This is a genomic window from Aquabacterium sp., assembly GCF_036279655.1.
In the GTDB taxonomy this organism is placed as follows: Bacteria; Pseudomonadota; Gammaproteobacteria; order Burkholderiales; family Burkholderiaceae_C; genus Aquabacterium.
Genome location: NZ_DASUIT010000060.1, coordinates 114,187 through 137,198, shown reverse-complemented (window position 1 = coordinate 137,198; position 23,012 = coordinate 114,187). Strand labels below are relative to the sequence as shown.

Annotated in this window: 20 protein-coding genes; 7 read left to right on the top strand and 13 right to left on the bottom strand. The window is 65.4% G+C overall.

Annotated elements, in window-relative coordinates; all coding sequences use genetic code 11:
- The first annotated feature begins 43 nt into the window (after nucleotides 1–43).
- Nucleotides 44–1,561 carry a Fic family protein gene (locus VFW84_RS07405; RefSeq protein ID WP_329679805.1) on the top strand — a complete coding sequence of 506 codons (1,518 nt, stop codon included), beginning with the start codon at nucleotides 44–46 and terminating at the stop codon, nucleotides 1,559–1,561.
- 23 nt (nucleotides 1,562–1,584) lie between these two features.
- Nucleotides 1,585–1,734, top strand: coding sequence for a hypothetical protein (locus tag VFW84_RS07400; RefSeq protein WP_329679804.1), 150 nt, complete (start codon nucleotides 1,585–1,587; stop codon nucleotides 1,732–1,734).
- Between the two features lie 19 nt (nucleotides 1,735–1,753).
- Here the strand turns inward: VFW84_RS07400 and VFW84_RS07395 are convergent, their stop codons facing one another.
- Nucleotides 1,754–3,619: a methyl-accepting chemotaxis protein gene (locus tag VFW84_RS07395; RefSeq protein WP_329679803.1), complete on the bottom strand. Its 1,866-nt coding sequence runs from the start codon at nucleotides 3,617–3,619 to the stop codon at nucleotides 1,754–1,756.
- A 388-nt stretch (nucleotides 3,620–4,007) separates the two neighbouring features.
- On the opposite strand from VFW84_RS07395, the gene VFW84_RS07390 reads away from it, so the two are divergent.
- Genes VFW84_RS07390 through VFW84_RS07380 form a run of 3 tightly spaced genes read left to right on the top strand, consistent with a single transcriptional unit; the run spans nucleotide 4,008 to nucleotide 6,777 of the window.
- A complete protein-coding gene (locus VFW84_RS07390) occupies nucleotides 4,008–4,622 on the top strand; it encodes a Spy/CpxP family protein refolding chaperone (protein WP_329679802.1) in 615 nt (204 codons plus the stop codon).
- A gap of 52 nt (nucleotides 4,623–4,674) precedes the next feature.
- Nucleotides 4,675–5,385, top strand: coding sequence for a response regulator transcription factor (locus VFW84_RS07385; protein WP_329679801.1), 711 nt, complete (start codon nucleotides 4,675–4,677; stop codon nucleotides 5,383–5,385).
- Nucleotides 5,386–6,777 carry a sensor histidine kinase gene (locus tag VFW84_RS07380; RefSeq protein WP_329679800.1) on the top strand — a complete coding sequence of 464 codons (1,392 nt, stop codon included), beginning with the start codon at nucleotides 5,386–5,388 and terminating at the stop codon, nucleotides 6,775–6,777. It begins immediately after the preceding gene.
- A gap of 54 nt (nucleotides 6,778–6,831) precedes the next feature.
- Here the strand turns inward: VFW84_RS07380 and VFW84_RS07375 are convergent, their stop codons facing one another.
- Entirely contained in the window at nucleotides 6,832–7,179 is a 348-nt protein-coding gene (locus VFW84_RS07375; protein WP_329679799.1) for an SWIB/MDM2 domain-containing protein, read from the bottom strand.
- A 289-nt stretch (nucleotides 7,180–7,468) separates the two neighbouring features.
- Here VFW84_RS07375 and VFW84_RS07370 point away from each other — a divergent pair, with 289 nt between their 5' ends.
- The gene (locus VFW84_RS07370) at nucleotides 7,469–8,725 is read left to right on the top strand and encodes an NADH:flavin oxidoreductase/NADH oxidase family protein (protein ID WP_329679798.1); all 1,257 of its coding nucleotides are present in this window, start codon (nucleotides 7,469–7,471) and stop codon (nucleotides 8,723–8,725) included.
- Nucleotides 8,726–8,739: 14 nt separating this feature from the next.
- Here the strand turns inward: VFW84_RS07370 and VFW84_RS07365 are convergent, their stop codons facing one another.
- From VFW84_RS07365 to VFW84_RS07355, 3 genes are read right to left on the bottom strand one after another with little or no spacing between them, the layout of a single operon-like run.
- Nucleotides 8,740–9,849: an alpha-hydroxy acid oxidase gene (locus VFW84_RS07365; RefSeq protein WP_329679797.1), complete on the bottom strand. Its 1,110-nt coding sequence runs from the start codon at nucleotides 9,847–9,849 to the stop codon at nucleotides 8,740–8,742.
- Nucleotides 9,846–10,529, bottom strand: a complete 684-nt coding sequence (locus tag VFW84_RS07360; protein WP_329679796.1) for a Fe2+-dependent dioxygenase — start codon at nucleotides 10,527–10,529, stop codon at nucleotides 9,846–9,848. The genes VFW84_RS07365 and VFW84_RS07360 overlap by 4 nt, the downstream gene beginning before the upstream one ends.
- 12 nt (nucleotides 10,530–10,541) lie before the next feature.
- A complete protein-coding gene (locus tag VFW84_RS07355; protein WP_329679795.1) occupies nucleotides 10,542–12,803 on the bottom strand; it encodes a TonB-dependent siderophore receptor in 2,262 nt (753 codons plus the stop codon).
- 251 nt (nucleotides 12,804–13,054) lie between these two features.
- Here VFW84_RS07355 and VFW84_RS07350 point away from each other — a divergent pair, with 251 nt between their 5' ends.
- Nucleotides 13,055–14,539, top strand: a complete 1,485-nt coding sequence (locus tag VFW84_RS07350) for a carbohydrate porin (protein ID WP_329679794.1) — start codon at nucleotides 13,055–13,057, stop codon at nucleotides 14,537–14,539.
- A gap of 3 nt (nucleotides 14,540–14,542) precedes the next feature.
- On the opposite strand, the gene VFW84_RS07345 is transcribed toward VFW84_RS07350, so the two are convergent.
- From VFW84_RS07345 to VFW84_RS07310, 8 genes are all read right to left on the bottom strand, one after another.
- Nucleotides 14,543–15,505, bottom strand: a complete 963-nt coding sequence (locus VFW84_RS07345) for a TerC family protein (protein ID WP_329679823.1) — start codon at nucleotides 15,503–15,505, stop codon at nucleotides 14,543–14,545.
- Between the two features lie 327 nt (nucleotides 15,506–15,832).
- Nucleotides 15,833–16,630, bottom strand: a complete 798-nt coding sequence (locus VFW84_RS07340) for a heme ABC transporter ATP-binding protein (RefSeq protein ID WP_329679793.1) — start codon at nucleotides 16,628–16,630, stop codon at nucleotides 15,833–15,835.
- Nucleotides 16,631–16,659: 29 nt separating this feature from the next.
- The gene (locus VFW84_RS07335; RefSeq protein WP_329679792.1) at nucleotides 16,660–17,679 is read right to left on the bottom strand and encodes an iron ABC transporter permease; all 1,020 of its coding nucleotides are present in this window, start codon (nucleotides 17,677–17,679) and stop codon (nucleotides 16,660–16,662) included.
- Nucleotides 17,676–18,539 (bottom strand): helical backbone metal receptor, encoded by an 864-nt coding sequence (locus VFW84_RS07330; protein ID WP_329679791.1) that lies wholly within the window; start codon nucleotides 18,537–18,539, stop codon nucleotides 17,676–17,678. Before VFW84_RS07330 ends, VFW84_RS07335 begins: the two co-directional genes overlap by 4 nt.
- Nucleotides 18,536–19,672, bottom strand: a complete 1,137-nt coding sequence (locus tag VFW84_RS07325) for a hemin-degrading factor (RefSeq protein WP_329679790.1) — start codon at nucleotides 19,670–19,672, stop codon at nucleotides 18,536–18,538. The genes VFW84_RS07330 and VFW84_RS07325 overlap by 4 nt, the downstream gene beginning before the upstream one ends.
- 25 nt (nucleotides 19,673–19,697) lie before the next feature.
- Nucleotides 19,698–21,950, bottom strand: coding sequence for a TonB-dependent receptor domain-containing protein (locus VFW84_RS07320; RefSeq protein ID WP_329679789.1), 2,253 nt, complete (start codon nucleotides 21,948–21,950; stop codon nucleotides 19,698–19,700).
- Nucleotides 21,951–21,983: 33 nt separating this feature from the next.
- Nucleotides 21,984–22,676, bottom strand: a complete 693-nt coding sequence (locus VFW84_RS07315; RefSeq protein WP_329679788.1) for a PEPxxWA-CTERM sorting domain-containing protein — start codon at nucleotides 22,674–22,676, stop codon at nucleotides 21,984–21,986.
- Nucleotides 22,677–22,785: 109 nt separating this feature from the next.
- Nucleotides 22,786–23,001, bottom strand: coding sequence for a hypothetical protein (locus VFW84_RS07310; RefSeq protein ID WP_329679787.1), 216 nt, complete (start codon nucleotides 22,999–23,001; stop codon nucleotides 22,786–22,788).
- Nucleotides 23,002–23,012: the final 11 nt, after the last annotated feature.

Below are 23,012 nucleotides of genomic sequence, written 5' to 3'. Positions count from 1 at the left end.
TCTTCGAATCTGAAGATTTTCTGCCCGAAAGGCTCTTGCTGACATGAGCGACATTGGCTACGCCTGGATCCAGAACGCGGTGGGGGTCCCAGATTTCCTGGGCAAGCATCGCGCTCGGCTGGCGCCTGTCAACCGCATCGAGCGCCTGGACGATGGCGCCATGCTGGTGCCGCACAAGCTGGCCCCTGAGCCTACGCTGCTGCAGCAAGCCATGTTCGCCCTCAAGCACGAGGGCGTCAGGCTGGATTTGCTGGTGAGCGCCCTGCGGCGCATCCCGCCGGCAGAGCTGGTGGCCTGTGTGCAGGCCACACCCAACAGCATGTATGGCCGCAAGCTGGGCCACCTGTGGGAAGCCGTGCACCAGCAACGGCTGCCCGGCCTGGCTGACCCTGGCGTGGCCTCGGCTTACGCCCCGCTGTTCGACCCAGAGCAATACTTTGTGGGCCCACCCCAGCGTGATGCCCGCTGGCGCATCGAGTTCAATGGCCTGGGTGACCTGCATTTCTGCCCGGTGGTGCGCAAGACCCCGGCGCTGATGGCGCTCATCGACAAAGACATCCTGGGTCAGGCCCAGGCTTTTGCCGAATCCGTGGGTGAGGCCATGCTGGAGCGGGCTCTGAATTGGGCCTACCTGAGCGAGACCGAAGGCTCTTTTGCCATCGAGGGCGAAGCCCCCTCCGCAGACAAAGCCGAACGGTTTGCCGCCCTGCTGCGTCGCTCCCATGAGCAGCGCCCGCTCACAGAAGACTGGCTGGTGGAGTTGCAGAACGCTGCCATCTCCAACCCTTTTGACAAGGCCGTGCAATTCCGCACCGAGCAGAACCGCCTTCAGCGGGACGTGCCCGGTGCCGCTGGGGTCACCTACGTACCGCCCGAGCCAGAGCTGGCCGTGGCCCTGATGAATGGGCTGATGCGTCTGACCAACCAGCGTGCCGCTAAGCTGGACCCATTGGTGCATGCAGCGGTGGTGTCCTTCGCATTCGTGTTCATCCACCCCTTCATGGACGGCAACGGGCGCCTGTCGCGCTACCTGATCCACCATTGCCTGGGGCAGTCGGGCCGCTTGCCGCCGCAGTTCCTGCTGCCCATCTCGGTGGCCCTAAAGAAGCACGAGGCCGAGTACCTGCACGCGCTCACCACCTTCAGCAAACCGGCCCGTCAGTTGTGCCAGGTGACCTGGGCCGGCGATGAGCACTACACGTATCAGTGGGTACCGGAGGCTGACACCTGGTTCCGCTACATGGACCTGACCGAAGCTGCCACCTTCACCCTGGCCATGGCCGAGGCTTCGCTGGACACGCACATGCGTCAGGAGGTGGAGTTTCTGGGTCTGTTTGACCGTGTGAAGCACCACATCAACGAGCGCCATGACCTGCGCGGCAGCGACTTGGCCAACCTGATCGTGGCCATCTTCCAGAACAAGGGCATGCTGTCCAACAACCGGCGCAAACGCTACGCCGATCGGGTGCAGGCGCATGTGCTGGATGCAATCGAAGCCGCCGTGAGCAGGGCCATGCAGGGCCTGCCGCTGGACGAAGACGACGATCGAGAAGAAAACTGAGCACCTCCCACAGGGAGTAGACGTTGGACGCCTTCGAGGCGCACAGCACGATGAGCAAGCAGGCCATTGACTCGGACAAGGTCCGCCAGGGCCTGAAGCACATCCTGCTGGGGCCAGCGGAGCTCTATGCGGCACTCAGAAGCAAGTGGCAGGATCGACGTCCGCATGCGTAGTGAAGCGCCCCGGGGCGCTTCAGGCTGCGACCTTGAACGATGCCACCTGGATCGACAGTTGTTCCGCCAGGTCTCGCATGGAGGCTGCAGCGGCCGCTGTTTGTTCGACGAGGGCGGCGTTTTGCTGGGTAGAGCGGTCCAGATCCTGCAGATTGGCGCCAACTTGAGTGATGTTCGTGCTTTGCTGTCCTGCGGCATCGGAGACGTCCACCAACAACTGGCGGATGTGATTGGTGTTGTGTCGGAGCTCATGCATGGCAGAGCCGGCGACCTTCACGACCTGTGTGCTTTGCTCCACCTGCGCAGAACTGGCGGAGATCAATGATTTGATTTCACGCGCTGCGGTGGCTGAACGCAGCGCCAGCGCGCGCACTTCCGAGGCCACCACGGCAAAGCCCTTGCCTTGCTCGCCCGCCCGAGCAGCCTCGACGGCTGCGTTGAGCGCGAGAAGATTGGTCTGAAAGGCAATGCTGTCGATCACACCGGTGATGTCGTTGATTCGGTCAGAGCTGCTCTGAACAGCAGCCATGTGGTCGATGACCTGCTGTATCACGGCCGACCCCTGTTGGGCATCGGCCGCGTTCTCGCATGAAAGGCGAGCCGCCTTCTGACTGTTGTCTGCACTCAGGTGTGCGCTGCGCGACATCGAGGCCATCGTGGCTGCACAGGACTCCAGGCTGGCCGCCGTGGCTTCCGTGCGCTCTGACAGGTCCATGGAGCCCGAGCGGATTTCTTGGGCGCTGGTCAGCAGCAGATTGGACGACTCTCGGACACGCTGGACCACGTCACTGATGGCGCACTGCATGCTCAACAGGGAGTGGATCAGGTGGGCGACTTCATCGCCGCCCCAGGCATGAGGCCGCGTGGTCAGGTCGCCATCGCGCATGGCATCCAGATGGTGGATGATTTCGCGCAGCCCGCCGTCCAGAACTTTCTTGAACGAGATGAAGAGGTAGGCGCCCAGGGCAAGGCCGATCACCATCACTGCGGCGGTGATCATCCTGGCGCTTGTCATGTTCGATATCCGGTCGACAATGAGTTGATCCAGGACCGCAGAGGTTTGTGTGTTCAAGGCGAGCAGGTCTTGACTCAAAGCACGCGTGACTGCCAAGGGCGCGCTCGCATCGCCAGATGGACCCGGGGGCATCTGGAGGGACCGCCGTGTGTTGTCGATCAGTACGGCGGTGCGGGTCAGAACATCATCAGGGACCAGACGAGATTGCAGCGTCGGGTTGTAGTCATGCACCTTGCGAAAGCCATCCCTCAGGGCCTGGATTTGTGCCGTCGCCATCACCGCCAGCTCCGTGATGCGACGGCTCTGCTCTGGTGTGGTCGTCCGTGTCTGAATGACGCGTGCATGGAGCTCCCCCAATTGAGCGACGTACTCGATCAGCAGGGGCAGCCTGAACATCGATGCATCCATCAGATAGTAGGAATCGATATCCGGGTCCAGCGTGAGATTGGAGCCATCGGTGGAGGCGGACAACACCTGGAGCAATGATTCGATGGATCGGGAATGCGAGAGGAATACCGTGTCGAAGCCCGCTGCACCTGATGCACGGGTGCTCAATGAAGCCTCCATGACCTGGAAGACCTTGTCTGTGCCCAGCATGGATCCCAGCGATCGCTGCGTGTGCTGCAAACCCGTGAGTGCGTCGCGGTGCTCAGCCTGTGTCGACAGAACCGTGGACTGTGTGGCCAAGCCATCCTGGTGCAGTGCCTGGGCGCGTTGTGCCTGTAAAGCTACCATCAGTGGCATCAGACTACGCGCGTAAGTCACCCCCTGCCGCTCTCGGGATGAGAATTCAACAGCGCTGGCCTTGTCTGCAAAGTACTGCCAGGACACCCAGATCATGGGCAGGGTGAACACCAGTGAGATCACCATGGCTTTGCTACGAAAGTCAAGGTGTCTGAACAGCCGTACACCAGGGGCCCACAGGCCGTGGTATTTGAAGAATTCAGTCAGCCCCGGGCGCTTGTTCTCAGAGACCCGGGTTGCAGACCGTGGGTGGCGCCCGCTTGCACGGGCAAAGTCCATGAACATGGGACATCCTTTCCATGTGGGCCATGATGGCGCTGGCGTCTGCAGGACCAGCGCAGAGTGATTGTCTGGAAAGCCCAGGATCTGAAGGGCCTGAACAAGGCAGGAATTCAAGGGCTCTTCATTCACACATCTTTACGGGGGGCGCACAGTCGCTTTACCCAGGTGCGCCACGATGCATGCATCGATCGGTGCACATGGTGTGCCCGGTCTGGCACAAGGAGCCCAGCTCATGACCCCAATCTCTTCCAGCACCCGTGTTCAAACACTGTGGAGCATCCGTGGCGTGCGCCTGGCGGCCGCCTCACTCATGGTGGTGGGCGGCATCATGGCCGCCACCTCGGCCATGAAGGCCTGGGCGGGGCCCATGCATGGCGAAGCCGGGGGCGTATGCATGCACGGTACCTCACCCCGTCAGGGTGGGGGCATGGGCCCCATGATGCTGGGTGGGCGTGGCCTTGATCGCCTGCTCGATCAGGTCAAGGCCACGGATGTGCAACGCCAGCAGATCAGGCAGATCGCTGACGCCGCGCGCCAGGATCTGGATCAGCAGCACCAGGGCGTGCGCAAGCTGCACGAGCAATCGCTGACGCTGCTGTCGCAACCCAAGCTGGATGCGGGGGCGGCCGAGAAGTTGCGCCAGCAGATGCTGGCTCAGCATGATGCCGTCTCCAAGCGTTCGCTCAAGGCCATGCTGGACATCGCTCAGGTGCTGACGCCCGAGCAGCGTGCCCAGGCGGCGCAGCATCTCAAGCAGCACGAGGAGCGTCGTGAGCAGCGTCATGCCCACCGACATGGCCCCCGTGCCGAGGGCGCGGCCTCTGCGCCCAGCGCCCCTCATCACTGATGGACGGACTGGAGCTTGAATGCCACCCCTGGAGCGCGCGACAATGCCTGACATGAGCGAGCACATTCTGATGATCGATGACGACCTGCGGCTCAGTGCCATGGTCGGTGACTACCTGCGCAGCCACGGCTATCAGGTGACCACTGCACCGAGCCTGGCTGCTGGGCGCGAGTTGCTGGCCCGTCAGACCTTCGATGCCCTGGTGCTGGATCTGATGCTGCCCGATGGCGACGGCCTGGATCTGTGTCGTGAGTTGCGTGCCTCGACGCGCACCCGCAGCCTGCCTTTGCTGATGCTCAGCGCGCGTGGTGAGCCCACCGATCGCATCGTGGGGCTGGAGGTGGGGGCCGATGATTACCTGCCCAAACCCTTCGAGCCCCGCGAGTTGCTGGCGCGGCTGCGCGCCTTGCTGCGTCGCAGCTCGGCAGCGCAGGCCGACGACGATGTCTGGCGCTTTGGCCAGCTCGAGATCGACAATGGTCTGCGGCAGGTTCGCATCCATGGTCGGGCTTGCGACCTCACGTCCTATCAGTACGACCTGCTCACCGTGCTGGCGCGCCATCCCGGGCGGGTGCTCAGCCGTGACCAGATCATGGACTCGCTCAAGGGCCATCCGCTGGAGGCCTTTGATCGATCCATCGATGTGCACATCTCGCGCATCCGCGCGGCCATTGAAGAAGATCCCAAGAACCCGCAACGCATCCTCACCGTGCGCGGTGTGGGCTATGTGTTCGCCAAGAAGCAGGACGCGACCGAGGCCTGAATGAAGACCCTGGCGCTGCGCATCTACCTGGCGGTGGTCACCGTCCTGCTGCTCTTTGCCTTGAGCGCAGGCTGGTTGGCACAGCGCAATCTGGAGCACGAGCGTTTGCGCTTTCAGTCGCAAAGCGCCAACAACGATCGCATGGCCGCCTGGGCTGAGCTGCTGGAAAACAGTCTGCCCAAGGGCGATGCACCAGAGCTTGAGCAGCGTCAGGCAGTGCTGGAGTGGTCCCAGCGCCTGCGCTTGCCTTTGGCGCTGGACGATGCGCGTGGCAAACGCATGGTGACGTCGCCCTTGCTCCATGAGCGTATGGCGCACTGGCCCGATGCCCAGCAGCGACTCCATTCCGTCAAGCTGGAAGACGGGCGCACCTTGTGGCTGTTCCGCTCCGGAGGCAATGGACCGCCACCGGGCTCACGCATGATGGGCCCTCCGCCGCCGGGGCCCCGGGATGAGCCATGGCTGTCGCCGCTGGCCTGGATGCTGCCTCCGGGGTGGGCGGGCGGCGCACAGGGGCTGGCGGTGATGCTGGTGGTGGTGTTCGTGGCCGTGGCGCTGGGGGCCTGGCCGGTGGCCAATCGCCTGACACGCCGTCTGCAGGCCTTGCGCCGCGGGGTCGAGCGTTTCGGTGAAGGGCAGTTGCAGCACCGTGTGCAGGTCGAGGGGCGCGACGAGGTGGCCGATCTGGCGCGCAGCTTCAACCAGGCTGCGCAGCGCATTGAAGAGCTGGTGGCCGCGCACCGTTCCTTGCTGGCCAATGCCAGCCATGAGCTGCGCTCGCCTCTGGCGCGCATGAAGATGGCTGTGTCCATGTTGACCGACATGCCCCCCGAGAAGTCGACGCAGTTGCAGCAGGAAATCCACGAAGACATCCGTGAGCTGGATGCGCTCGTCGAAGAGGTGCTGCTGGCCAGTCGTCTGGATGCTCGCCCACAACTGGATCGCCAGAGCCTGGACTTGTGGGGCTTGCTGGCCGAAGAGTCTCAGCGCACGGGCGCCCAGGTCCAGGTGGCGCCCGGGCAGGGCAATCTCACTGTTCAGGCGGACGAGCGCCTGCTGCGCCGGGCCGTGCGCAATCTGCTGGAAAACGCGCGTCGTTATGGGCGATCCGATGGCGACGGTGATCCGGACAGTGCAGTGCAGGTCTCGGTGCGTCAGCCGGGCGGGATGCTGGAGATCCTGGTCGAGGATCGCGGGCCGGGTGTGCCCGAGGCGCAGCGCGAGCGCATCTTCGAGCCCTTCTATCGCTTGCCCGGTCATGCGGAGCACGCCGGCGGCGTGGGCCTGGGCCTGAGCCTGGTGCGCCAGATCGCGCAGCGCCACGGTGGCTCGGTGCGATGCGAAGCCCGCGAGGGCGGTGGCAGCCGGTTCGTGATCGCGCTGCCCCAATAAAAAAACCCGGCCGAAGCCGGGTTTCGATCATGCAGGCTGTGCAGCCCGCGACGATCAGCTCAGCTGGTCGCTGATCAGCTTGGTCATCTCGAACATCGAGACTTGAGCCTTCTTGAAGATCACCTTCAGCTTGTCGTCTGCGTTGATGTTGCGCTTGTTGGCGGCATCTTGCAGATTGTGCTTCTTGATGTACTCCCACACCTTCTTGGTGACCTCGGTGCGCGGCAGCGGAGCGGCGCCAATGATGGCGGCCAGTGCCGGGCTGGGGGTCAATGCCTTCATGAAGGCGGCGTTGGGGGTGCGCTTTGCAGCGACCTTCTTGGCGGCGGGGGCCTTCTTTGCAGCGGGAGCCGCCTTCGTTGCCGCAGCCTTCTTGGCCGGGGCCTTCTTCGCAGTTGCCATGTGAATTCACTCCATCGAGGTCAGATCTGAACGTGGGCGCCGGGCGTGTGCTGCATGAACACACGATCCTCTGGCGTCTCAGCGTCACGATGGTAATGCCACTTCCCCCTTAAAACCAGCGCTCCTTGGGGTTTGTCGCCCTGCAACGTCAAAGAAATTGGGGTTTATCACGTCATGCATGGGCCTTTGCACCGTCTTCGGGCGTGGATTTGTGGTTTTGGTGTTCAATGACGCTCTTGTGGCGAGCAGCTGCTGGCCCTGATGTTTGTTTTTTGCCGGAGACGTATCGATGACACCCCAGGCTGTTTTGTCTCAACCCCTGACCTTGCGTTGCGGTGTGCCGATCAAGAACCGGCTGTTCAAATCGGCGATGAGCGAGGCCCTGGGCAATCGCGAGCGCGCACCCACGCCCGAGCTGGTGCGCCTGTATGGGGCCTGGGCAGATGGTGGCATCGGTCTGTGCATCACGGGCAATGTGATGATCGATCGGCGCGCACTGGGCGAGCCGGGCAATGTCGTCATCGAGGACGATCGCCACATGGCCGAGCTCAAGGCCTGGGCCCAGGCGGCCACACGCAACCACACGCAATGCTGGGTGCAGCTCAATCACCCGGGCAAGCAATCGCCCAAGGGGCTCAACAAGGAAACCGTGAGCCCCTCGGCCGTGCCCTTTCGGCCCGAGATGCAGTTGCTGTTCGCCACCCCACGTGAGCTCACCGATGCCGAGATCCGCGATCTGATCGCGCGTTATGCGCGGGCGGCGGGGCTGGTCAAGCAGGCCGGCTTCACGGGGGTGCAGATCCACGGGGCGCACGGTTATCTGGTGAGCCAGTTCCTGTCGCCGCACCACAACCGTCGCACGGACGAGTGGGGCGGCAGCCCGGAGAAGCGTCGGCGTTTTGTGCTGGAGGTCTATCGCGCCATGCGTGCGGCCGTGGGGTCGGACTTCCCCATCGGCATCAAGCTGAACTCGGCCGATTTCCAGCGTGGCGGTTTTTCCGAAGAGGAGTCTCTGGATGTGATCCGCGCGCTGGAGGCCGAAGGCATCGACCTGGTCGAGATCTCGGGGGGCACCTATGAGGCACCCGCGATGACGGGCGTGAAGCAGCAGCCGGTCAAGGACAGCACGCGTCAGCGCGAGGCCTACTTCCTGGCGTTTGCCGAGAAGGCCCGCCAGGCCGTCAAGGTGCCGCTGGTGGTGACCGGGGGCTTTCGCTCCATCGAGGGCATGGCCGCCGCCATCGAATCGGGGGCGGTGGATTGTGTGGGGCTGGCGCGGGCACTGGCGCTGGAAACCGATCTGCCCAATCGCTTGCTGGCGGGGCAGCAGCCGCGCTACCAGGTGCGCCCCATCAAGACGGGCATCCGTGCCATCGACAACAAGGGCATTCTGGAGATCACCTGGTACACCGGGCAGCTCAAGCGCATCGGGCGTGGTGAGGCACCGAAGCCCGATGAGTCCGGCCTGTGGGTGTTCATCAAGATGGTCGGCGCCCAGATGGGCGTGGGCCGCAAGAAGAAGGTGACCCGCGTGCGGGCGACCTGAGGCGATCCACGCTTTCAGCGTGGGGCGGGCAGGTGCAGCACATGCGGCCCGATCTGATCGAGCGTGGCGCAGCCCGTCAGGGCCATGGCGATCTCGAACTCGTCGCGCAGCAAACGGATGACATGCGCCACACCCAGGGCACCGGCGGTGGCCAGGGCATGCACATAAGGCCGGCCGATCATCACGGCACGCGCGCCCAGGGCCAGGGCCTTGAGCACATCGGTGCCACGGCGGATGCCGCCATCCACGATGAGGGGCAAGGATGAACCCACGGCATCGGCCACGGCGGGCAGCAAGTGGGCCGTGGCGGGCAGGGTGTCCAGTGTGCGGCCCCCGTGGTTGGAGACCATCACCGCGCTGACACCGCATCGCAGCGCCTCGCGGGCATCGTCGGGATGGGTGATGCCCTTGAGGAGGATGGGCAGGCGGGTGATGCCCTGCAGCCATTCGATGTCGGACCAGGTGGGGGCCTGTGCGAGCAGGCCCTGGAACAAGGCGCTGTCGCCGTCTTCCAGCTGATGGGGCGGCTGAGCGGGCAGACCATCGAGGTTCACGGCACGCACGCCCACCGGCAGTTTGAAGCCCGTACGCCGTTCGCGGTCACGCGCGCCGCTGGTCGGTGCATCAACGGTGAGCACCAGGGCCTCGTAGCCGGCTGCCTCGGCACGGCGCACGAGCTGCTGCGTGACACCCCGGTCGGGCTGCAGGTAGAGCTGAAACCACAAGGGGCCGCGCCCGGGGTCGGACACGATGGCGCGGGCCACTTGCTCCATCGAGACGCTGGCTTGGGTGCTCAGCACCAGCCCGGCCGATTGCGCGGCCGCAGCGTAGGCCGTGGCCAGTTCCCCATCGGGGTGGGCCATGCGCTGATAGGCCACAGGGGCCAGCAAGATGGGGTGGGCCAGGGTGTGGCCCAGCAGGGTTGATCGCGTGTGACCCTGGGCCAGGGGGCGCAGCACGCGGGCCTGCAGGCGCAGCGTATCCCAGGCTCGGCGGTTGTCTTTCAGGGTGATCTCGTCACCAGCACCTCCGCTGAAATAGGCCCAGGCACCATCGTCCAGCGCCTGCGCGGCGTGGGCTTCGTAGTCTTGCAGCGTCACGACGCCGGCCGGGATGCCACTCATGTGTCGGCCCACATGCGCAGCAGGTTGTGATAGGTGCCAGACAGGCGCACGGCGCTGTCGGTTTCGCCATGCTCGTTTCGCAACTGGAGCAGGGCCATGTCCATCTCGTAGAGCAGGCGCCGTTGTTCGTCGCTGCGCACCATGCTCTCCACCCAGAAGAAGCTGGCCAGGCGTTGGCCCCGCGTGACCGGCTCGACCCGGTGCACGCTGGTGCTGGGGTAGAGCACCATGTCGCCGGCGGCCAGCTTGATGCGCGGGTTGCCGTAGGTGTCTTCAATGACCAACTCGCCGCCGTCGTAGTCTGCGGGATCGGCCAGGAACAGGGTGCAGCTCACGTCCGAGCGCACACGCTCGCCCGTGCCCTTGACGTACATGACGGCCCCATCGACATGGTTGCCGTAGTGGTTGCTGTCGCCGCCGTAGCGGTTGAACTGCGGTGGGTACAGACGCTTGGGCAGGGCGGCGGAGAAGAAGGTGGCGTTGCGGTTGAGGGCCCGTGTGATCACAGCCTGGGTGGCACGGGCTTCCTCACTGGTCTGGGACAACTGCTCGTTGTTCTTGGCCTGCACGGCCTGTGTGCCGGCGGTGCGTTTGCCATCGATCCAGGTCCCGGCGTCGATGGTGGCGCGCACCGTGCGCAACTCTTCGGGGGTCAGAACCTGGGGGATGTGCAACAACATGATGGCAGGGGATCAGAACTTGGCCACCAGCTCGACCTGGAAGTTGCGGCCTGGACCAGGGATGTAATGACCCCGGTAGAGCGAATCAGCATAGAGCGTGTTTTCAAGGTTGGTCAAGTTGGCCTTGAGCGTGAACTGCTCATTGATCACGTATTCCGCCATCAGGTCGATGGTGTGGAAGCCTGGAACGCGCCAGGTGCCGTTCTGGGGGTTCATGATGTCGGCAGGCGCCTGGCTGCTGCGGAAGTTGATGCCACCGCCCACGCGCCATTTCGGGTCGAGCTGGTAGGTGGTCCACACGGTGCCACTGTGCACGGGGATCAGGCCGGGGCGATCGCCTTCGCGGTTGCCGAAGCTGTTGGCCGATGCGGTCTTGTCCACCTTGGCATCGGGGATCCAGGTGTAGGAGCCATAGACCTCCCACTGGGGCGTGATCTTGCCCGCCAGATCGATCTCGAAGCCGGTGCTGTGACGCTGAGCCGACAGCAGGTAGCTGTTGGCATCGGTCACCGAGGTGGCATCGGTGTTGCGCTCATTCTTCTTGACGGCATGGAACAGGGCCAGACGTGTGGTGTAGCGGCCTTCTGCCCAGTCGAGCTTGGCGCCCAGTTCGATGTTTTCGCTGGACTCGGGGGGCGTGTTGGCGGCGCGTTCACGTGTTTCGGCGCTGTTGCCTGCATACGAGTAGGTGTCGCCCGAGGTGTTGAACGAGGTGCCGTACGAGAGGTGGTAGGACTGGTAGGGCGTGGGCTGGTACAGCACACCGAATCGACGGCTCCACTCAGAGATGGTCTGCCCATACTGGCCGGTGCTCACGCCAGTGGCCGGGGTGTAGGTTTCGTAGCGGCCTTTCAGGCGGTCAAAGCGCAGACCTGCCAGGAGCTTCCAGGCCGGGGCGATCTGGATCAGGTCCTGCGCATAGAGGCCGTAGGCGGTGGATTCATAGCCATTGGCCTGGCCCAGCAGACGCGAGCCTTCGTCCACCCAGCCGCCGCTGCCCGCGCCCACGGTGGTGGTGGGTTTGGTGACTGCAGTCAATGCGTTGTACACGCGTTTTTCTTCAGAGGCATAGTCGATGCCGCCGATCAGTTGATGGTTGAAGCCCAGGGCCTCGAAGCGGGTGCTCAGATCGGACTGGAGCATCAGGATCTCCATGTCCTGGATCTTGACCTGGTTGCCACGGTTCAGGACGGTGGCATCGTTGATGCTCTCCAAGGTCGGGGCCGGGTTGGCAAAGCGCACCGTGCTGGCCCGCTGATCTCGGGTGTAAGCACCATGACGGATGCTGGTCTTGAGTTCGGTGGTGGGCGTGAAGCGGTGCGTGTACGTGGCCGTGAACAGGTTGGCCGAGCTGTGGTTGTAATCGCTGTCCAGGCCGTAGTAGTCGGCCGGGTCGAAGCGGGTGATCAGGGTGTTGTCGAAAGCCGTCGATGTCGCGTTCGGGCGGATCCACGGCATGCCGTAGTTCATGCCGTTGGCGTTGTCCAGGTAGTAGTAGCTGACCTGGAACTCGTCGGCTGTGCCGATGCCCCAGCGGATGGCGGCGCTCAGGCCTTGTTTGTCCAGGCGGGTGCCTGCACCGTTGTTGTCGGCTTTGGTGGCCATGGCATTGAAACGCACGGCCGCGTCTTCACCGATCTGGAAGTTGAAGTCACCCGTGACGCGGCCGTAGTTGTGTGTGCCCAGCGTGGTCGACACCTCGTGTGCATTCATCAGGAAGGGAGCCTTGCTGACCTGATTGACCGCACCGCCCGTGGAGCCACGCCCGAACAGCATGGAGGCCGAACCGCGCAGCACTTCCAGGCGGTCGAGGTTGAAGGTGTCGCGCTCATAGAAGGCGGGGTCGCGCATGCCGTCGACAAAGATGTCGCCCGTGCCTTGCAGGGAGAAGCCGCGCAGGCGGATGTCTTCTTCGCCGCCCTCGGCCGCCAGGAAGGTGATGCCAGCGGTGTTCTTGAGCGCTTCCTTGACGGTGTCGAGGTTGCGGTCGTCGATCAGTTTTTCCGTGACCACGGTGACCGATTGCGGAATGTCGCGCAGGGCTTGCTTGCCCTTGCCGATGGTCGTGGTCGTGGTTTGGTAATTGTTGGTGGCCTCGGAGACCACGGGCTTTTTGGCCTTGACCGACACGGCGGGCAGCGTCTGTTGGGCGGCGGTGGCTTCGGCGGCTGTGGTGCTTTGAGCGCCAGCATGGCTGCTCAGCAGGCTCAGGCCCAGGCCGGCGGCGAGGGCGCCCAGAGGCAGGGCGGGAATCGAGGTGTTGTGTCGGGACATGACCAGCGGAATCTGTGGATGAGTGTGGAGCGCCCCAAACATGGGGCGGGCGACACCGGGAGACTCGTGGGGCTGGCTGGGCTGCAAGCGTGGCTGGCTGAATCGAGGAAATCCGGGAATTGGTGAATGATAATGATTCGCAATAAGATTGTAAATGGGGTGTGAACAACACCCCGCAATTCGGGGGCTCAGGGCAGGGAGAATTCGCCTTGGTGTTCATGTGCCCCTTGTTCCCCTTGCTGGAGATGACCATGATTCGATCCCTGAGGCCGGTGTGGATGGCGAGCGCGCTGGCGTGCCTGGTGAGCCCGGCTGTGGCCGGCGCCTCCCGCCCCTCTGTGGCCCCTGCCCCCCAGACCGCCACGCAGGCGGCCGTGTTGGCGCAGGTGCAGCAGTTGATGGAGCGCGTGCGTCAACTGGAGCAGAGCAATCAGGAGCTCTCTCGTCGCATCAGTGAATTGAGCGCCACCGAGAGATCGCGGAGCGCGCCCACTGTGGTGTCGCCGGTGCCCAATGAGGTGCGCTTGCAGGCCCTGGAGCAGCAGGTGCAAGGGATGGCGCAGCAGGTCACGCAAGGCAGTGCAACGGTGGCCCCCCCGGATTCTGGCCCTCGTTTTGAAGGCTCGCTGGTGGCGCTGGCCCAGCAAGTCAATGCCAGGGGATCGGACACGGGGCGCCGCCAGTCGGCCGTGAACTACCGTGGGGATCTGGTGGCGACCTTGTCGGCAGGCGCACTGGGTCAGGCCCAGGGCACCCTGGTGGGACATCTGCGTTTTGGTCAGGGCACGGGCTTGTCGATCAGACCCAGCTACAGCAGCACGGTCAACTCGACGACCTTCGAGGCTGCAGCAGGCTCTGACGACACCTATGCCATCGTGGCCGAAGCGCACTACACGCTGGACTGGGTCCTGGGGGGCGCGCAGGCGCAGGGGGCCGCAGCCGAGCAGCTCTCGCTCACGGTGGGCAAGATGGATGTCTTCGGCTTTTTCGACCAGAACGCGGTGGCCGCCGATGAGTCCGCCGCCTTCCTGAACAATGCCTTTGTGCACAACCCCTTGCTGGACTCTGGCGGAGACATCGCGGCCGATGGCTATGGCTTTGCGCCGGGGCTGCGCCTGAGCTATGTGCGTCCCGTGGCGGCTGGCAGCATGGGCGTCTCACTGGGCGTGTTTGCTGCCGGTGATGCCGCGCGTTTTGGCTCGGGCTGGAGCCAGCCGCTGGTCATGGGGCAACTGGATTGGTCGCCTGTGCTGACCGATGGTGAGCCACAGGGCGCGTATCGCCTGTATGCCTGGACCAATGGGCGCACCCTGAGCCTGGATGAGCAGCGGCAGCGACACAGTGGATGGGGCGTGTCGGCCGATCAGCGCGTGGGCGCGCACTGGCATCTGTTTGGACGCTGGGGTCAGCGCACGGCGGGCGATGGTCCCTTCGATCGTGCCTTGACCTTGGGCTTCGAGTACTCGGGGGCAGGCTGGGGGCGTGCCAGTGATGCCCTGGGCCTGGCCCAGGGCTGGATCCACACCAGCCAGGCCTGGCGTGATGGCACCGCAGATGGCTCGTTTGGAACGTATGCCGCCAGCGGCAGCGAGCGCATCACCGAGCTGTACTACCGTGTCCAGTTCAACGAGCAGTTGTCCATCACGCCGGACTACCAGTTCGTGCAGCGCGCCGGTGGCGATGACTCGGCCACCCAGGTCCATGTGCTGGGGGTGCGCGCCACACTGGGTTTCTGAGCCTCAGCTCGTGCGCCGCTCCAGCTTGGGCGCCGTCTTCACACTCCAGATCATGGTGATGGCCAGGATCCCGATGACCACGCCCAGTGATATCACCACCGGGATCTTGATCACATCGATCAGCAGCATCTTGCTGCCGATGAAGACCAGGATCACGGCCAGGCCATAGCTGAGCAGGTGGAACTTGGCCGCCATGGCGGCGAGCAGGAAGTACATCGCACGCAGGCCCAGGATGGCGAAGATGTTGGAGGTCAGCACGATGAAGGGGTCGGTCGTGATGGCGAAGATGGCCGGGATGGAATCCACCGCAAAGATCACGTCCGTCACGCCCACCAGGGCCACCACCAGCAGCAAGGGGGTGGCGGTCATCACGCCGTTGTGGCGCGTCCAGAAGTTCTCGCCGTCGTAGAACTTGGTGACGGGCAGGGTGCGGCGCAGGAGCTTGAGCGCGGGGTTGTCTTCCAGGTTGGGCTCCTTGTCCGCGGCCCACCACATCTTGATGCCGGTGAGCAGCAGGAAGGCGCCGAACAGGTACAGCACCCAATGGAACTGGCTGATCAGCCAGCCACCCACCAGGATCATCACGGTGCGCAAGACCATGGCGCCGATGATGCCGATCATCAGCACGCGCTTCTGGTAGCTGGGCGGCACCGCGAAGTAGGTGAAGATCATCAGGAAGACAAAGATGTTGTCGACCGCCAATGACTTCTCAATCAGGTAGCCGGTGAGGAACTCCAGCGCCTTGGCGTTGGCCACGGCCGTGCCTTGGGAATCCTGGTAGGCCCACCACAGCAGGCCGTTGAAGGCCAGGCTCAGGGCCACCCAGATGATGGACCAGCGGGCGGCCTCGGGCACCGAGACCTCGTGGGCGCCCTGCTTACGCAGGACGACGAAGTCCACGAAGAGGGCTGCCAGAACAATCAGGACGAAAACAAACCAGAGCCATTGCGGCGCCATGGTGCTCATGAGGGTTCCCCGAAGATGAACGAACATGTCGTGGCCCACCATGGGCCACGAACCTTGAGGCGCCGAAAGGTCTTGCGGAACACGGCGGGGCCGTGTGCGTGAAACCCGGACACGCGGGCCAGGGCGGCCAGCGGTCGTATTGACGGGACGACACCACAACCCGGGTGGGCTGCGTGCTACTCCCCCTTCGACAGGCACATTATGCGGGCAAGTGGTAAGACCTGACATACCGAAGGGTCGTGAACGGTGTGCAAAAAAGCCGCCAGGCGCCACGGGCACCTGGCGGCAAAGGTCAGGCCCCCCACGGACCTGCCTACACGAAACCTGTCATGAAAAGGCCAGCCAGCCGCGCTCATCGTTTGATGGCAGGCAGTTCTGGCGCGTGAGTCGCTCGCACATCACGCCCCAGATCCGTTGCACCAGCGGAGGCTGCAGCACATGCATGCTCCGGCCGCTGGCGTCGATGCGCCCGTCGTTCATCACCAGCACCTGGTCGGCATAGGCGCTGGCCAGATTGATGTCATGCAGCACGACCAGCACCCCCATGCCTTGCGCAGTCAACTGCCGCAGCAAGCGCATGACGGCGTGTTGGTGGGCCAGGTCCAGTGCGGCGGTGGGCTCGTCGAGCAGCAGCCAGCGTGGGCTGGTGTCCGAAGGGCGCGCATGGACCTGGGCCAGGACACGGGCCAGTTGGACGCGTGCCTTTTCTCCGCCGGACAGTTGCTCATAGCGGCGGCCCTTCAGGGCGCGGGCACCCGCCAACGCCAGGCAGTGGTCGATGAGGGTGTGCTCTTGCGGGTGGGGGTGCTCGCTGTGCGGGTAGCGGCCCATGCGCACGATGTCGTCGACCTCGAAGTCAAAGGGGACCTGGTGATCCTGGGTCATCAGGGCGCGCTGGCGTGCCAGGTCCAGCGTGTCCCACTGGCTCAAGGGGCGACCCTGCAGCATCACCTGCAGGGCGGTGCTGCGCTCCATGCCCGACAGGGCCGACAGCAGTGTGGACTTGCCGGCCCCGTTGGGGCCGAGCAAGGCATGGAGTTGTCCGGGCAGGAGGTCGAGTTGCGGGACCTCCAGCAAGGTGCGCCCGGATTTGCTCAGCATCAGATGGCGTGCGCTCAGACTCATGGTGATCTCCTGTGCAGGTTGAAAATGGTTCATGCCAGCATGCGGCGGCGGTGAAGGATGAACATGAAGGCCAAGGCGCCCATCAGGCCTGTGAGCACGCCCAGCGGCAGCTCGGCCGGGGCGGCCAGGGTGCGAGCGCCTGCATCGGCCAGCAGGACCAGGCAAGCGCCCACCACGGCGGAACCCGGCAGCACCCGCCGGTGGTCGGGGCCGGCCAGTTGGCGCACCACATGGGGCGCCAGCAGACCGACAAAACCCACCATGCCGACCAGGGCGGTGACGGCGCCGACGGACAGCGCCACACTCAGCAGACAGTGGCGCTGCAGGCGGCGCACCTGGATCCCCATCAGATGGGCCTGGGCTTCACCCAATGACAAGGCGTTGAGCCCGCGCGCATGCGATGGCGCGGCCAGGGGCCAGGCGATGGCCAGAACCACGATGGCGGCGCACACCAGCACGGGAGGCCATTGGCTGCCACCCAGGCTGCCCAGCAGCCAGAACGTCAGAGAGCGCAACTGCTCGTCGCTGGCCATGAAGGACAGCCAGCCCAGGGCGGCCCCGGCTGCGGCATTGATGGCAATGCCCATGAGCAGCAGCCTGGCGATCTGCACGCGCCCTTCGCGACGAGACAGGTGCCAGGTGAGCGCGGTGACGCCCAGCCCACCGATGAAGGCGGCGATCATCAGCGCCCAGGGGCCCATGAGGGTGCCCAGGGCAGCGCTGCCCAGCACGATGGCCATGGCGGCGCCGAGTGCCGCGCCCGCACTGACGCCAATGAGGCCGGGGTCTGCCAGCGGGTTCCTGAACAGCCCCTGGATCTGTGCGCCCGCCACCCCCAGGGCCGCGCCAGCGATCAGGCCCATCAGCAGGCGGGGTGCACGGATGTGCCAGAACACCTCGGCCCCGCCCGCGTGCCAGTCACGCACGATGGGCCCATAGGCACCCAGGGTGGCGGAGATCGTCAGGCAAGCAAGCAGGGCACCCAGGCCGACCAGGCCCAGGCCGGGCGCAGGCAGTCGGGTTCGGGGCCAGGGCAGGGCCTTGTTCATGCCAGGCTCCGGTGCAGGTCTTGCAGGGCCTGTGGCGTGCGGGGGCCGAAGCCCAGCAGGGCCATGGCATCGAACACCCGCAGGCGGCCCTGGCGCGCGGCGGGGGTGTAGGCCAGACCCGGGTGTTGCCAGAAGCGGTTTGTGCCACCGCTGGCCGCGATGGCCTCCTCGGTGGTGACGATGATGTCGGGTCGAGCCAGGGCGACGGCCTCGGCTGACAGGGCTTTGTAGCCAGCATCCGTGGCCAGTGCGTTGTGCGCTCCGGCATGGCTGAGCATGGCGTGTGCGGCTGTGCCTGCCCCGGCCGACATGGGGCGCCCACCATGCACCATCACGAAGAGCACACGCGGTGCGGCGGCGTGGCGTGACGGGCGCGTGCGCTCGATCGCTTGCAGGGCGTGTCGCCATTGCCGATCGAGCGCGTTGCTCAAGGCCTGGGCAGCCTCGATCTGGCCCGTGTGGGCGGCCACCGCGCGGACCTTGGCCAGAACCTCATCGAACCCATGGGTGGCCTGCACCAGCGCCAGCGGGATCCCGGCGGCGCGCAACTGGGCCAGCACGGCCGGTGGGCCGATCTCGTGGGTGCCCAGCACCGCCGAGGGCCGTAAGGCCAGTACGCCTTCTGCAGAGAGCTGGCGCATATAGCCCACCTTGGGGGTCCGCTGTGCGGCTGTGGGGTAGGTGCTGGTGGTGTCGGTGGCCACGACGAGGTGCCCGGCGTTCAGCGCCCAGACGGTCTCGGTCATGCCACCGCTCAGGCTGATCAGGCGTGGCACGGCGGTGTCGGACGCCACGGCGATCTCGCGCCCCCCCGCGCTCAGGGCCGCAAGCGACAGACGCATCCAGTCACGGCGTTTCATGCGGCCTCCCGATGCCCTGCGGGGCGGTCGGCTGGCGTGGGGGCCTGGGTCAGGCTGTGCGCCAGGGTGCGCCAGGCCGGCAGCTCGGGCTGGCCGGGTTTGCGCTCCCCAAAGAACATGCAGATCAGATCGCCACGATCATCGAACACCTCGATGGAGGTGACCTCCCCGTCGGCGGTGGGTTTGGTCACCAGCCAGCTCTCATGGATGGCGTCGCTGCGCAGGTGCAGATTGAACCCTGCATCCAGCACATTGAGCCAGGGCCCCATCGTCTCGATGCGCTCAATGGCGCCGGTATGGATCTGCAGGCAGCCTGCATTGCCCGCGAACACCATGATGGGCAAGCCTTCTCGGGCAGCCCTGCGCAGCAGCCACTCCACCGCCACCAGGGGCGTGCGGTGGGTGAAGGTGCCTTCCATCAGCCGCAGGGCCTGTTGGCGCTCGGCACCGAATCGCCTGAGCAGGTCGAAGAACTCGTGGGTGTCCTGCATGGCCTGCCAGGCCTCGCCGAGGCCCTGGCGATCGATCTGCGCATCGGGCCGCGGCTGAGCGCGGGGTGCCGTGTCGTCCAGGGGCCGCAGCACGGGGGTGAGCTGAGGTCGGGCATGTTGTTGCACCAGGGTCTCCAGTGCCTGCAGGTCGCTGTGCGGGCGGGCATGCACCTTGTGCACCGCGCGTCCCCAGGCATCGAAGAACTGCAGGGACTGCGTATCGCCCTGCTGGGGATCATGTTCGACCACATGCAGGCCCATGTGCCAGTGCGCCAGAAAGAGCCGCAGATCGATCTCCGGGCCCAGTACCAGGCCGACATGGCCCTGGGCACTGACATGGCGGTAGGTGCCGATCTTCTCGTGCACGACGTGGTCGTTGCGTGTCAGGGCCATGACCGGCCCCACCCCCTCCAGGCCGCGCAGCAGGCCCACCCAGTCGTCATCGAGCACGGTGACGCTGTACCGGCTGTCTGCTTCTTCCTTCAGGTTCATCGGGCCCACAGCATGGGCAAGCAGCGCCTCGCCCTCGCTGATGTGCAGGCGCGCGGCGGCGTCGCGTGAGCGCAAGCCCTGTGCGCGCAGGCTGGCGAATTGAGCGCGCAAGTGAGGGCGACTCAGCGTGTTCGTCAAGAGGTTCGGCATGTGGTTTCTCCATGGTGCAAGGGGATCAGTAGCGGCCGCTCAAACTCAGTCGAATCTGTCGGCCGGGCGCTTCGGTTCCGGCGCCGTTGCCAAAGCCGTTGTTGAGCAGGTAGCGGGTGTTTTCCAGGTTCTCTCCGCTCAGGGCGGCGTCCAGGACTGGGTTGATCTGCCAGCGCAGTGACAGGCCCAGCAGACGGTGGCCAGCCTGGGTGCCCAGGATGGGGCGCTGCTGGCTGTCGGTGCCAGTCACGACCAGGCGTTCGCTGACGCGCTGCCAGCGCAGCACGGCTTCCAAATCACGCCAGCGCCCGCCCAGGCTCAGTTGCAGACGCCGTCCTGGCGCGGTGCTCAGCCCTCGGGTCTGCTCACCATCGAAGGTGCGGCCCCGGGTCTGGCTGTAGCTCAGCGTGGCAAAGGCCGAGGGCCCCTCCAGCGATGTTTCAAGTTCGATGCCATGGCGTGTTTCCCAGCCGGGCTGCTCCAGCCCGCGCGTGCCGCCCGCTCGCGCGGCGATCGACTCCAGCAGTGCTTGGGTGTGGTTGCGAAAGGCGATCAGACGCCCCTGCAGACGCGTGCGCGGACCCAGCACATCGGCCTGGTTCAGACTCACGCCCCACTCCACACTGCGCGAAGTTTCCAGTTCATACAGATCGCCGCAGATGCCCGTGGCCGGTGCCACCTGCACCCCATTGCTCACGCCCGGGGTGAGGTAGGTGCCAGGCACGGTGTAGCGCCGGGTGAGGGCGCTGTTGTTGCAGGCGCCATAGGCGCTCTGGCTGAACAGCTCGTCCATGAGCGGGGGGCGAAACGCCTGTGCCCACAGCGCATGCACGGTCCATTGGCGGGGCACCAGATCCAGACTCAGCCACAGACTGGGCGAGGTGTGTTCATAGCGCACCGTGCGTGCCTGGCCTGCGGCTTCCAGGGTCTGGGCCACGGGCCCGGTGGCGGTGGTGCGGATGTGATCCCAGCGCAGGCCGGGCATCACTTGCCAGCGACCCAGTCGCCAGTCTGGCTGAAGGTACAGGCCCACCGACTGCCGTTCGCCGGGAGGCTGTGCGGGGTTGACATCCTGGGGATAGCGCCCGGGCATTCTGGCCAGTCGGCGCGTGGAGTTGCGTGTCTGAGAGCCCAGTTGCAGGCCCAGGCGCAGATCCAGTGTGGGTGTGCGGGTCTGCACGTCGTTGGGATCGTCACCCGTCACACGCCAGCGCGCGGAGCTGTCCAGGGTGTGGCCGGTGGCGGTGATCCGGTCATCGACATCCCCCGTGGCGGCATTGGCAAACACGGCCATGCCGGGCGCGAAGTGGTCTTGCACGCGGGTGTGGGAGCGGCCCAGTGTGAGCAGCCATTCGTTGGCTCGGTCGGGCGATCGCCAGCGGGCACGCCAGGACAGGGTGTCATCGTCGATGCGGCGCTGGGCGGCACCGAAGATGCCGGGCTCGCCCCCCGTGGCGTCGTAGGCCTGAAGCGATTGATCGTGGTAGCGCAACCAACTGGCGCCCAGCGTCCAGTGGTCCGCGGGATACCAGCTCGCCTTGAGCAAGCTGCTGCCCGAGTTCACGGCCGACAAGGACAGGGTGCGACCATCGGGCAGGGTCATGTCGTCACTCTGGCGCGTGCTCAATGCGGCCAGCAGGTCGAGTGCATCGCTGGGGCGACCGTACGCTGCGGCAAAGCGGTGTTCTTCATGGTTGTTGCTGGCCCACCCCGCGCGCAGCCTGCCGCCCAGCCGCTGGCCGGGCCGCAGCAGGTCTGCGGCGTCCTTGGTGGTGGCCAGCACCGTGCCACCCAGGGCACCCGGGCTTTCGATCTGGGCGCCCCGGCGGATCTCCAGGGACTGGAGCAGATCGGGCTCGATGAAGGTGCCACCAAAGCGGTACTTCTCGAAGCCCTTGTTCACGCCGTCGACGCGCACGGCGATGTCTTCGTTGTCGCTGTAGCCACGGATGTTGAAACTCATGCCGCTGGCCCGGGGGCCCCCGTTGACGCTGACCCCGGGCACGCCATCGAGCACCTCGAACACGCTGCTGGCCTGTCGACGCGCCAGTTGCCGCTCACCCAGCGTGGTGCTGGCTCGCGTCGTGTCGAGGGTGAGTTCGGTCGGTGGGGGCGGGCGGTGGGCCTGTACGCGCACCGCCGGGAGCATGGGCTCGTCGGCCGTGGCGGCGCTCGTGTCCTGGCACCACCCCAGGCCTGGGAGGTGGCCGAGCACGATCACGGCGGCCGTGGCCCGTGCGCGGTCCACGCGAGAACGCGTTGAACGAGAGAGACGCATGGGGCGGCCCCAGAAATCGCGGTAAGGCGGCGTTCAGCGGCGTGTGGCCTCACCACGGCGGCGGGACAGGGCGCTGATCGCCCCCAGGCCGGCCAGCATCATCAGCCAGGTCGAGGGTTCGGGCACGGCGGCCACCGGGGCGGCATAGATGGCCACCTGGTCCAGGCTCATGCTGCTGCCGCTGGCGCCAAAGCGCAGAACCAGGCTGCTGGCATCGACACCGGACCAGACCCAGAGGCTTTCTTCTTCACCGCCGCCAAAGCCGCCGGTGATGGCCTCGCTGTGCGTCAGTGTGCGGGTGGCGCTCACACCGTTGAGCGTGGCGGCATCCAGCACCGAGGTGCCCAGGGTCGCCACACGCAGGTAGACATCCCAGGTGCCTGCGGCGAGGGCGTCGATCGTGGCAGTGAAGCTGGTGGCGGCCGAGAAGCTGTAGATGTTGCCGCCGCTGGTGGCAAAGGCACTGCCTGTGGTTTCCACCAGCGAACCGCTGCCGACGATGTCGGGGCTCAGGTCCGTGGTGCTGTGGATGAAGTTCCACTCCGCCAGCGCGCTGCCGGAGGCTGGGCTGCCCACCCAGGGGGAGGCGCTGGTGGCGCCGTTGCCGCTGAAGCCGGCGGCCGGAGAGTCCCATTGGGCACCGGTGGCTTGTGCGATGGTGGGGGCGCTCAGAGCGCCCACCATGGCCAGTGCGCTGACCAGGGAATAGCGAGAAGACAGGGACATGTGACACCTTGAATCGATGAAGGGATGAACAGACCGCAGCCCCTTCCCCACGAAGGCAACACACGAACACAAAAGACCATCTTGGAAAAACCCCTAGCGCCTCCCGCGCTCAGAGGGTGTCAGGTGCCGCGCCGATGACCGGCGCCGGCATGACAACATCAACGACATAGCGGTACTGCTTGCCGCAGCACAGGATCACTTCCTTCTGCCCTTTCTTGAGCAGGCGCACATCCACCTGGATCGACCCATAACCGTCATGCATCAGGACGTCGTCCAACAGGCTCAAGAGCCGGGTCTTGACGCTGGCAATCTGGCGGGTGTCCACGTGATGTTCCT

Bases quoted from the DNA above. Each gene is read 5' to 3' on its own strand.
- VFW84_RS07390 (WP_329679802.1), top strand. From the start codon at position 4,008: ATGACCCCAATCTCTTCCAGCACCCGTGTTCAAACACTGTGGAGCATC.
- VFW84_RS07375 (WP_329679799.1), bottom strand. From the start codon at position 7,179: ATGGCAACTGCGAAGAAGGCCCCGGCCAAGAAGGCTGCGGCAACGAAG.
- VFW84_RS07350 (WP_329679794.1), top strand. From the start codon at position 13,055: ATGATTCGATCCCTGAGGCCGGTGTGGATGGCGAGCGCGCTGGCGTGC.
- VFW84_RS07315 (WP_329679788.1), bottom strand. From the start codon at position 22,676: ATGTCCCTGTCTTCTCGCTATTCCCTGGTCAGCGCACTGGCCATGGTG.
- VFW84_RS07360 (WP_329679796.1), bottom strand. From the start codon at position 10,529: ATGTTGTTGCACATCCCCCAGGTTCTGACCCCCGAAGAGTTGCGCACG.
- VFW84_RS07355 (WP_329679795.1), bottom strand. From the start codon at position 12,803: ATGTCCCGACACAACACCTCGATTCCCGCCCTGCCTCTGGGCGCCCTC.
- VFW84_RS07345 (WP_329679823.1), bottom strand. From the start codon at position 15,505: ATGAGCACCATGGCGCCGCAATGGCTCTGGTTTGTTTTCGTCCTGATT.
- VFW84_RS07380 (WP_329679800.1), top strand. From the start codon at position 5,386: ATGAAGACCCTGGCGCTGCGCATCTACCTGGCGGTGGTCACCGTCCTG.
- VFW84_RS07320 (WP_329679789.1), bottom strand. From the start codon at position 21,950: ATGCGTCTCTCTCGTTCAACGCGTTCTCGCGTGGACCGCGCACGGGCC.
- VFW84_RS07325 (WP_329679790.1), bottom strand. From the start codon at position 19,672: ATGCCGAACCTCTTGACGAACACGCTGAGTCGCCCTCACTTGCGCGCT.
- VFW84_RS07370 (WP_329679798.1), top strand. From the start codon at position 7,469: ATGACACCCCAGGCTGTTTTGTCTCAACCCCTGACCTTGCGTTGCGGT.
- VFW84_RS07365 (WP_329679797.1), bottom strand. From the start codon at position 9,849: ATGAGTGGCATCCCGGCCGGCGTCGTGACGCTGCAAGACTACGAAGCC.
- VFW84_RS07405 (WP_329679805.1), top strand. From the start codon at position 44: ATGAGCGACATTGGCTACGCCTGGATCCAGAACGCGGTGGGGGTCCCA.
- VFW84_RS07385 (WP_329679801.1), top strand. From the start codon at position 4,675: ATGAGCGAGCACATTCTGATGATCGATGACGACCTGCGGCTCAGTGCC.
- VFW84_RS07395 (WP_329679803.1), bottom strand. From the start codon at position 3,619: ATGGTGATCTCACTGGTGTTCACCCTGCCCATGATCTGGGTGTCCTGG.
- VFW84_RS07335 (WP_329679792.1), bottom strand. From the start codon at position 17,679: ATGAACAAGGCCCTGCCCTGGCCCCGAACCCGACTGCCTGCGCCCGGC.
- VFW84_RS07340 (WP_329679793.1), bottom strand. From the start codon at position 16,630: ATGAGTCTGAGCGCACGCCATCTGATGCTGAGCAAATCCGGGCGCACC.
- VFW84_RS07330 (WP_329679791.1), bottom strand. From the start codon at position 18,539: ATGAAACGCCGTGACTGGATGCGTCTGTCGCTTGCGGCCCTGAGCGCG.